Origin of the sequence: Sedimenticola selenatireducens DSM 17993 (assembly GCF_000428045.1) — a bacterium.
Classification (GTDB): domain Bacteria; phylum Pseudomonadota; class Gammaproteobacteria; order Chromatiales; family Chromatiaceae; genus Sedimenticola; species Sedimenticola selenatireducens.
The window spans coordinates 1-10,020 of the sequence record NZ_KE386614.1 but is presented as its reverse complement, the minus strand read 5'-3'; the positions used below and the strand labels follow the sequence as shown (position 1 = coordinate 10,020).

General features: G+C 55.4%; 8 protein-coding genes, 1 tRNA gene and 1 other RNA gene. 4 read left to right on the top strand and 6 right to left on the bottom strand.

Annotated elements, in window-relative coordinates; genetic code table 11:
- Positions 1 to 304: 304 nt before the first annotated feature.
- Positions 305 to 1,861, bottom strand: a complete 1,557-nt coding sequence (gene ilvA, locus A3GO_RS0118715) for a threonine ammonia-lyase, biosynthetic (protein ID WP_029134699.1) — start codon at positions 1,859 to 1,861, stop codon at positions 305 to 307.
- 208 nt (positions 1,862 to 2,069) lie between these two features.
- Between ilvA and rpiA the strand changes: the two genes are divergently transcribed.
- On the top strand, positions 2,070 to 2,723 hold the full coding sequence (gene rpiA / locus A3GO_RS0118705) for a ribose-5-phosphate isomerase RpiA (RefSeq protein WP_029134698.1): 654 nt from the start codon (positions 2,070 to 2,072) through the stop codon (positions 2,721 to 2,723).
- Between the two features lie 429 nt (positions 2,724 to 3,152).
- On the opposite strand, the gene A3GO_RS24545 is transcribed toward rpiA, so the two are convergent.
- The 5 genes from A3GO_RS24545 to rplM all read right to left on the bottom strand — a co-directional run bounded on the left by A3GO_RS24545 (position 3,153) and on the right by rplM (position 5,719).
- The gene (locus A3GO_RS24545) at positions 3,153 to 4,130 is read right to left on the bottom strand and encodes a porin (protein ID WP_051302635.1); all 978 of its coding nucleotides are present in this window, start codon (positions 4,128 to 4,130) and stop codon (positions 3,153 to 3,155) included.
- Positions 4,131 to 4,597: 467 nt separating this feature from the next.
- A non-coding RNA gene (locus tag A3GO_RS25900) (RtT sRNA) lies at positions 4,598 to 4,719 on the bottom strand.
- A 42-nt stretch (positions 4,720 to 4,761) separates the two neighbouring features.
- A tRNA-Gln gene (locus tag A3GO_RS0118695) sits at positions 4,762 to 4,835 on the bottom strand.
- 39 nt (positions 4,836 to 4,874) lie between these two features.
- A complete protein-coding gene (gene rpsI, locus A3GO_RS0118690; RefSeq protein ID WP_029134697.1) occupies positions 4,875 to 5,267 on the bottom strand; it encodes a 30S ribosomal protein S9 in 393 nt (130 codons plus the stop codon).
- A 23-nt stretch (positions 5,268 to 5,290) separates the two neighbouring features.
- Positions 5,291 to 5,719 (bottom strand): 50S ribosomal protein L13, encoded by a 429-nt coding sequence (gene rplM, locus A3GO_RS0118685; protein WP_029134696.1) that lies wholly within the window; start codon positions 5,717 to 5,719, stop codon positions 5,291 to 5,293.
- A gap of 383 nt (positions 5,720 to 6,102) precedes the next feature.
- On the opposite strand from rplM, the gene A3GO_RS0118680 reads away from it, so the two are divergent.
- From A3GO_RS0118680 to nspC, 3 genes are all read left to right on the top strand, one after another.
- Positions 6,103 to 7,287 carry a (Fe-S)-binding protein gene (locus A3GO_RS0118680; protein WP_029134695.1) on the top strand — a complete coding sequence of 395 codons (1,185 nt, stop codon included), beginning with the start codon at positions 6,103 to 6,105 and terminating at the stop codon, positions 7,285 to 7,287.
- A 220-nt stretch (positions 7,288 to 7,507) separates the two neighbouring features.
- A complete protein-coding gene (locus A3GO_RS0118675; protein ID WP_029134694.1) occupies positions 7,508 to 8,722 on the top strand; it encodes a saccharopine dehydrogenase family protein in 1,215 nt (404 codons plus the stop codon).
- On the top strand, positions 8,700 to 9,869 hold the full coding sequence (nspC, locus tag A3GO_RS0118670; RefSeq protein WP_245621789.1) for a carboxynorspermidine decarboxylase: 1,170 nt from the start codon (positions 8,700 to 8,702) through the stop codon (positions 9,867 to 9,869). Before A3GO_RS0118675 ends, nspC begins: the two co-directional genes overlap by 23 nt.
- Positions 9,870 to 10,020: the final 151 nt, after the last annotated feature.

Genomic DNA, 10,020 nt, shown 5'->3' with positions numbered 1-10,020 from the left:
AAGAAAAAGGCCGCCGCTAAAAAGAAAGTCGCCAAGAAAAAGGTAACAAAGAAAAAGGCCGCCGCTAAAAAGAAGGTCGCCAAGAAAAAGGTGACAAAGAAAAAAGCCGCACTCCGCCCCAGAAAAGTCAGGCCACGAAAAAAGGCCGCGACCAAAACCTGATCTTTAACCCGTAAGAAAGGCCCTGAAACAGGGCCTTTCTTATATCCGTGCGAGATTACCTGAGGGTTTAAGACTTCGCAGCTGAAGCCGCGCCTGCAACTCGGCCAGCCTGCGTCACAGGATCATGTCTGCAGGCGCCATTTCAACTCTGATAAGCACCCACAGCGGCATCCGGGCACTCGCCACCACAGGCAAACAGGCGGTAGGCGGGATTGTCCGTCTCTTCTACCCAGGCATAACCGAGGGCCTTGAGAAAAGCCTGGAAATCACGCTTATCGCCATGTTCAATCTGCACCCCCATCAGCACCCGGCCATAGGCCGCACCGTGGTTGCGATAGTGAAAAAGCGAGATATTCCAGCGCTGACCCATCTCGGTCAAAAAATTAAGCAATGCGCCAGGCCGCTCCGGAAACTCAAAGCGAAACAGCACCTCATTGCTGACACCCGGGGCGTGGCCGCCGACCATATAGCGGATATGCAGCTTGGCGGTCTCATTATCAGTCAAGTCCACTACCCGATAACCCCGCTCACCGAGCTGTTGCACCACACGCTGCCGCTCTACGACACCATCGGCCAGCTCAATGCCCACAAACACATGTGCGCGCGCCGAGTCGGCAAAACGGTAATTGAACTCAGTAACACTTCGCTTGCCAATGGCACGGCAGAACTTGAGGAAACTTCCCGGCTCTTCGGGTATTTCTACCGCCAGTAACGCTTCCCGTTGTTCACCCAACTCAGCGCGTTCCGCCACATGACGCAGGCGGTCAAAATTGATGTTGGCGCCACTCTCTATGGCAATCAGACTTTGTTCAATCACCCCGTCTCTTGCAACATACTTCTTCAGTCCTGCAACCGCCAGCGCTCCTGCGGGCTCCGCCACGGTGCGCGTATCATCGAACAGATCCTTTATTGCGGCACAAATTTCATCCGTGCCGACCAATATCACTTCATCAACCAACGTTTTCGCCAGCCGGAAGGTCTCTTTACCGATCTGCTTCACCGCCACCCCATCGGCAAATATGCCGACCTGCTTGAGATTAACCCGACGCCCTTTTTGCAGAGCCGTATACAGGGTTGGTGCGTCCTCCGGCTCCACCCCAATCACCTTGACCTGCGGATAGACATATTTCACGTAGGCACCGATACCACTGATCAAACCGCCGCCACCCACCGGCACAAATATGGCATGTGGCGGACCGGCATGTTGCCGCAACATCTCCATGGCTATCGTTCCCTGTCCGGCAATCACTTCCGGATCATCAAAAGGATGGACAAAAGTCATGCCCTTCTCTTCCGCCAGCTTGAGCGCGTAATCGCAGGCCTCGTCATAAGAGTCACCCCAGAGGACGATTTTCGCTCCGAGCGCCTTGACTGCCTGGACCTTGATTATGGGGGTGGTTTTGGGCATCACGATCAGCGCCCTGATACCGAGATGTCGGGCAGAGAGCGCGACGCCCTGGGCGTGATTGCCAGCCGAGGCGGCGATCACACCATTGCCTTTTTCCACTTCGGATAAACCGCGAATCCGGTTATAGGCGCCACGCAACTTGAACGAAAAGACCGGCTGCAGATCTTCACGCTTCAGATAAACCTGGTTATTCAGCCGCCCCGAAAGCCGGACCGCCCTGTCCAAAGGCGTTTCTCGAACAATGTCATATATCTGTGCTCGCAGGATTCGTTCAATATAACTCTGGGGCATACTCTGTCCTGGTCATCTTGGATAGTGATAGACGGAAGGTAAATAACCTTACAGCGGATGTAGGCCTCAATATATCAAACTTGCTTATCCATAAGCACAGAAATCCTTCTGCGCTAATGGGTCGCTTCATGGTAAAAAGAGTGGATATTGTGACAAACAGCCGAGCCATCGTTATCATGGCCAGGCACGCGGGCATGAGGAAAAAGCAATGAACCAGGATGAACTGAAACGCATGGCGGCAGCCGAGGCCATTAAACAGGTCAAAGGCGGTATCATCGGGGTCGGAACAGGCTCCACGGTAAACCACTTTATCGACCTGCTGGCCGGCATAAAACAGACCATCGATGGCGCGGTTTCAAGCTCCGAAGCCTCTACTGAGCGCATGAAGTCGCTTGGCATCCCGGTTGTTGACCTCAACGCCACCGGCGAACTGGATCTCTATGTCGACGGCGCCGACGAATCGACCCGACACCTGCACCTGATCAAGGGCGGCGGCGGTGCGTTGACCCGGGAGAAGATCGTCGCGGGCGCCAGCAAACGCTTCATCTGCATTGCCGACGAGAGCAAGCTGGTCGACGTACTGGGCGAGTTCCCGCTGCCGGTGGAGGTGATCCCCATGGCCCGGAGTCATGTCGCCAGACAACTGGTGAAACTGGGCGGCACCCCGGTGTGGCGTGACGGCTTCATCACCGACAACGGCAATATCATCCTGGATGTGCACAACCTGCGTATCATGGAACCGGTAAAAATGGAGCAGGAGATAAACAATATCGCCGGTGTAGTAACCACCGGCATCTTCGCCCTGCGACCGGCTGATTTGCTGATCCTGGGTTCCCCAACAGGAATCAAGGTGATTGAATAAATCGTCAACCCCGATGACCTTGCGGTTGTAGGCATACCTTGCATGCCACGCCGTACGCACCTTCCCTGATACCTTTGTCCACCGGTGTGTGCACAAACAACGTGCACACCCTACTTGGCCGCCGCATGCTGAGCGGCGAGTTTTTCGCAGATACGCCGTTCGTTATCAACTGTGTAGCCCGAATAAAACCCGTCCCAAGAAAGCTCAACAGACAGGCAACACCGCGCGGGGAATCCGTGGCATGACACCGCATCACGCCACCCCCTGATTACGCCGCCACGAATGTCCGCGAAAATGTCGAATTCAGCCGTGACTTCATCAAGGCTTCAGCACTACGACACTTTTTGACCTCGCTTTAGTACAGACAATAAAAAACGGGGTCCGAAGACCCCGTTTTTTATTGTGCTATTTCTAACTGATCAGATCAGATTAGAAGTCGTGACGGATACCAACACCGAAGGTGCTTTCGTCAACAGAGGCAGCGGTTTCCTGCTGCTGATAATCAACATACACGCGGGTCATCTTGCTGAAGCTGTGGTGAGCACTGATACCCCAGTTGTCAAGATCGGCACTGTTGTTGTCAAAATCTCTTTCGCCGTATTCGAAGCTCAGGGTGTTGTTACCGAAGTATGCCTGGGCTGCGATACCGAAGGAGCTTGCGCCGTCGTTGGCACCGGAAACAGTGTCATCCATATCTTCGTACTGACCGATCAGAGCGAAGTTACCGAAGTTGTACTTGCCAGCCAGACCCCAACGATCAGCTCCACCGGTGGCGCTATCAAAGTCCAGGTAAGAGAAGCCGACGCTCAGCGGACCGTTGTTGTAGTCCAGGCTGAGGTTGAATGCATCAAGACCGTCACTGGTATTGACTCCACGCTCATCGGCCATAATCAGCGCCAGCTTGCCGCTGAAGCCATTGAAGTCAGGTGAAACGTAAGCCACTGCATTACCGGTACGGGTCGGGCCCAGGTAGTGACCGTTGGCATTCGCATCAACGCTGTCGCCGTCGAGAGCACCGGCGCTGGGATTCAGGTTCATGATATCGGTCTTGTCCACCGAACCGTAATAAGGAGTCCACTGACGACCAATTGCCACGGTACCGAAACCACCGGACAGGCCAACATAACCCAGACGATTGTTCAGGGCATCACCGTAACCACCACCCTCAGAGGTGTTGGCACCAAACTCATACTGGAAGATAGCCTTCAGACCATTGCCCAGGTCCTCGGAACCCTTCAGGCCGATACGGCTGGAGTTGGTGGAAACGTCCCAGGTATCACCACCGGCGGTGTCGTTGTCGGTGCTGATCAGGGCGGTGTCAACCCGTCCGTACAGGGTGGTTTCGGCGCTAACAGCCATGGGAGCAGCAACAGCTGCGGCGATGGCGATAGTAAGAAGTTTTTTCATTTTATAGATTCCCGCTAAAAGTAAATTTACGAAAAATGCTGTGCAGGGAAGATACTAGTACTCCACCCTCGGGTTTGCAACACTTTTTTATAAAAAAACCACAGTTTTTTATTTTGTTGCAAAATACCAACACAAGTTAATGCCACGCAGTTTGGGGAAAACAGAAAAATACAGCCTTACAATGCCTTATAAAAATATCGAAATAAATTACTTTCAGTTGAGCTAGCACCAGCATCTCACCTTACATTCAGATAACCCGCGCTACATTACGCAATCAGGCAACAACATGTCTCATAATTGCTTAATGCCTGACATATTGGCTAGAAAACCAACCATCAGCCATACCTAAGCCTGGCAATCCAATCCCAGGCAAGGGATGGCTTGAACACTTCACTCACCAGACCGCGACTCCATCCAGAGCTCTTTTGACAGCCACGAAAAACCCGCCGGAGCGGGTTGTTTCAAGTTGGCTGGGGATGGAGGATTATTCGGCCTGCGACCTCACCCTTCGGGCTCGTCGCTGCGCTCCTCGTGGCGCTACGCGCCGAACCTCGGTGGAGCTTCTCACCCTCCATCCAGTGCTCTTTCTCACTACCCACGAAAAAACCCGCCGGAGCGGGTTGTTTCAAGTTGGCTGGGGATGGAGGATTCGAACCTCCACTGACGGAGTCAGAGTCCGTAGTCCTGCCGTTAGACGAATCCCCAAATGCCTGGAGCCACCCGACAGGCGGCTCCGCGGGCATATTAACGCTTGGAGTACTGCGGACGCTTGCGCGCCTTGTGCAGACCGACCTTCTTACGTTCAACCTCACGGGCATCGCGGGTCAGGAAGCCGGCACGACGCATCGGGCTGTGCAGCGCTTCGTCGTAGTCGGAGAGGGCGCGGGCAATGCCGTGACGGATGGCGCCGGCCTGACCGGTGGTACCACCACCCTTGACCGTAACCATGATATCGACGTTTTTCAGCAGATCAGCCACTTCCAGCGGTTGACGAACCACCATGCGGGCGGTTTCACGACCGAAGTACTCGTCCAGCGGACGGCCATTGACGACGATATTGCCGCTGCCGGCACTCAGGAAGACGCGTGCAGCAGAGCTTTTACGACGTCCGGTTGCATAATTCTGGGTTTGAGCCATGTTTCTGTTCCGTTATGTGGATTTCAGATATCCAGCGCCTGGGGCTGCTGTGCCTGATGCGCATGCTCGGGGCCGGCAAAGACCTTGAGCTTTTTGAACATCGCACGACCCAGTGGATTCTTGGGCAGCATGCCCTTGACTGCGGTCTCGATCACACGCTCCGGCGCTTTGTCCAGCAGCTTTTCCAAGTTAATGGATTTCAGGTTACCAATGTAACCGGTGTGATGGTGATACATCTTGTCTTTCAACTTGTTACCGGTGACGCGAACCTTTTCGGCATTGACTACAACAATATAGTCACCGGTATCCACGTGCGGCGTATATTCGGGTTTATGCTTCCCGCGCAAACGGCGTGCTATCTCGGTTGAGAGACGGCCAAGGGTCTTGTCTGTGGCGTCGACCACGAACCAGTCGCGGCGCACTTCTGCGGGTTTTGCACTTACGGTCGTCATCTGACTTGCTCCAGCGGAGTAACAATACTAGCGCTTCAAAAAAGAGCGCGAATATTACCGGACCACGCGCACGCTGGCAAGGCCCAGTTCAACTATTTTTTATCCAAAAAAAAGAGGCGTAGCAGGGGAAGCTACGCCTTTAATAATATAAACCACCAAAGGAGGATGGATGGAGTACTAAAAAATGCAACTGCATTTAAAGTGTTAATATCTTCTAATATTATTATTTTTATGTCAACACTTTATTTACTCTCCATTTCGTTTATAAATTGACATCACCACCCCCTGCCACGACACTCTGCAACTATCGACGGCCACACAAACCCAATATGCCATTTCACCTTACAACTGGCTTTAAAGGTGAAACGAGCCATGCAAACCCTGTGAACCACAACGAACCACTGCTGAAGGAGGCCGATCGCTGCGTCAAGTGCGGCATCTGCCTGCCCCACTGCCCCACGTATAGCCTGATGCGGGATGAAGGAGACTCACCCCGGGGCCGCATATCGTTGATCCAGGGAATCGCCAGCGGCGCGCTGGACAGTAAACAGGCCAGCCGGCATCTGGATCGCTGCCTCGGTTGCCTCGCCTGCCAGGCGGTCTGCCCTTCAGCGGTTAATTATGGCCAGTTGATCGACGGCTTTCGCACCACCCAGGACAAAAGCCGGCGACAGCGGCTGACGCACCACCTCATTACCCGCCTCCCCTATCGTGGCTGGGGTCGTATTGGATTATGGCTCTACCGCCATTCGGGCATTCGCCCATTGCTGCGCACCTTGGGAGGCAGCCGCTTCCGACGCCTGGACGCTCTGCTGCCGGACCAGGCCAGCGTTGGCAGATGGAACCAGCATTACTCTCCAGTAACGCCCAAACAGGGGCGAGTCGGGCTGTTTACCGGGTGCGCCGGGCGAATCAGTGACCGTCAGGCACTCGATGCGGCCGTTGCGGTACTGACCCGCCTTGGATATGAAGTGATCATACCGGGCGACCAGGGCTGTTGCGGCGCAATGCACCAGCACTCGGGCGATCCAGTGACGGCCGCAGCCATGGCAATAAACAATCAGCAAGCGTTTGGTGAAAAAGGCCTGGATGCTATTGTCTATCTGGCCAGCGGCTGCGGTACGCAGTTAATCAAACAGCCATTTACCACACCGGTCTATGAAGTCAGTCAATTTCTTAACCACTGCTGTTGGCCAGAGGATAGTGTACTTAGTCCCATGGATTGCGCCGTGGGGTTGCATTCACCCTGTACCCTGAAACACCAGTTAAAACTGGCGGATGAGCCGGAAAAGCTGTTACTGCGGATTCCAGGCATCCGGTTGGTTCGACTTGACCGGATTGAATGCTGCGGGGCCGCGGGCAGTTACCTGTTGGAACAACCAGATATGGCAGACGCACTGGGCGCGCGGGCAATCCAGCAGGTCCCGGTGCAGGAGCTACAGTATCTGGCCACCAGCAACAGCGGCTGTGCCTTACAGTTTACCCGCGAAATCCGTAAAACAGGCTATCCGATCAAGACCGTACATCCGGTTGAGCTGATCAACAACAGCCTGAATGACACTCAATAGGTCAGGGGGGCACAGCTGGTTTCCCGGGGCAGCCTGATGACTGAACCCCATCCAACTGCTATTATTGCGCTCTTTTTTGGCGCCCGGAAACAAAGCCCCCGCGAGCCAATTTTGCGCGATCGTGCAGGATCGATATGCAATGTCATACTGGAACACTAAACTGTGACAAAAGACGCTCCGCGTTTGATTTTCTCCCTCTGACTCAAGGAAAACAAATACAATGAGTACTGTACTGATTATTGGAGCTGGCGGTGTGGGCCGGGTTGTGGCCCATAAATGCGCCCAGGTGCCAGAGGTGTTCAGCGAGATTCACCTCGCCAGCCGAACCCGATCCAAGTGTGACCAGATTGCCGCTGAAGTGACCGAGAAGACCGGCAGAACCATCAGAACTGCCCAGGTGGACGCCGACAAGGTGCCTGAACTGGTCGCCCTGATTAAACAGATCAACCCGGTTATGGTGATCAATGTGGCGCTGCCTTACCAGGACCTGACCATCATGGATGCCTGCCTGGAGACCGGCGTGCACTACCTGGATACGGCCAATTACGAGCCCCTGGACGAGGCCAAGTTCGAATACAAGTGGCAGTGGGCCTACCGCGAGCGCTTTGAGCAGGCGGGCCTGATGGCACTGCTCGGCTCCGGCTTTGATCCCGGCGTCACTAACGTTTTCTGCGCCCATATGCAGAAACACCACTTCGACCAGATCGACACAGTGGACATCCTCGACTGTAATGGCGGTGATCACGGCTACGCCTTTGCCACCAATTTCAATCCCGAGATCAACATCCGCGAAGTAACCGCCAACGGCCGCTATTACGAGAATGGCGTCTGGGTCGAAACCCAGCCGATGGAGATTCATCACACCTTCGATTTTGAGCAGGTCGGCCCGAAAAAAATGTATCTGCTGTATCACGAGGAGATGGAATCGCTCTCCAGGAACATCAAGGGCGTCAAGCGCATGCGCTTCTGGATGACCTTTGGCGATGCCTATCTGAAACATCTGGAAGTGTTTCGCAATATCGGCCTGGATTCGATCGAGCCGATCCTGTTCGAGGGCCGCGAGATCGTCCCCATCCAGTTCCTCAAGGCACTGCTGCCGGACCCGGCCTCCCTCGGTCCACGCACGGTCGGCAAGACCAATATCGGCTGTATCGTCAAGGGCAGCAAGGGTGGCCAACCGGTGTCGCGCTATGTCTACAACATCTGCGATCATCAGGAGTGTTACCGAGAGACCAACGCCCAGGGTGTCTCCTACACCACCGGCGTGCCGGCGATGATCGGCGCCATGATGATGCTGACCGGAAAATGGATGAGGCCCGGCGTCTGGAACATGGAGGAGTTCGATCCCGATCCCTTCATGGCCGCGCTCAACCAACATGGCCTGCCGTGGACCGATATCGCAACCGACATCGATGTCGACGCCCTTCCCGAGTAAGGATAACGGCCACACCATGACCCTCGATATCTCCCGAATCCCCACCCCCTGCTACGTGCTGGAGGAGGAGCGGCTGCGCGCCAACCTGGCCCTGATGGACCGGGTACAGCGCCAGTCCGGCGGCAAAATCATTCTGGCCCTGAAAGGCTACGCCATGTGGAGCACCTTCCCGATCATCCGGGAAGTACTGCACGGCTGCACCGCCAGCTCACTAAACGAGGCCCGGCTCGCCGCCGAGGAGTTCGGCAAGGAAGTGCATGTCTACGCACCGGCCTATACCGAGGCCGAGTTTCCGGAAATCCTCAAACTGGCCCACCACCTCACCTTCAATTCGTTCAGCCAGTGGCGCCGCTTTGGGCCGCAGGCGCTGGCTGCCGGGGTCTCCTGCGCCATCCGGGTCAATCCCCAGGTGGCGGAAGTGGAAGTGGACATGTACAACCCCTGCGGCAGCACCTCGCGGTTGGGCGTCACTGCGGAAGAGTTCCACCCCGAGGCGCTGGAAGGCATCGAGGGGCTGCATTTTCACGCCCTCTGCGAGTGCGGTGCGGAAAGTCTGGAACGGACCCTGGCCGCCTTCGAGGAGCGCTTTGGCGAGTGGATTCCCCAGATGAAGTGGATCAACTTTGGCGGTGGACACTTGATGACCCGACAAGGTTACAACGTGGACCTACTGATCCGTCTGGTGCGCGATTTCCGTGAACGCTATGGTGTCGAAGTCTATCTGGAACCGGGTGGCGCCGTAGGCTGGCAGACCGGACCACTGGTGGCCTCGGTGCTGGATATCGTGCGCAACAACATGGATATCGCCATCCTCGACACCTCGGCCGCCGCCCACATGCCGGACGTGCTGGAGATGCCCTACCGCCCAAATATCCGTGGCACCGGTGAGCCAGGCACGACCCCTTACACCTATCGGCTTGGGGGCAATACCTGCCTGGCGGGAGATGTGATCGGGGATTACGCCTTCGAGCGACCACTGCAGGTGGGGGACAAGATCGTACTGGAAGACATGATCCACTACACCTTTGTCAAAAACACCACCTTCAACGGCGTCAACCTGCCATCACTGGCCATCTGGACGTCCGACAACGAGCTGCGCATGATCCGTACCTTCGGTTATCAGGAGTTCAAGAACCGGCTCTCCTGAACTACGCCAGGTACCCAAATATGGTCTCCTCCCCATTTGCAAGGCATTAGATCTCGATGGCAGGGACAAGTTGCTACCATATATCCGGCCTGTTATCGAAGCGACTCTTGGCTTCTGGCCTTGATGAGCATGCGCACATACCGTCCTTATC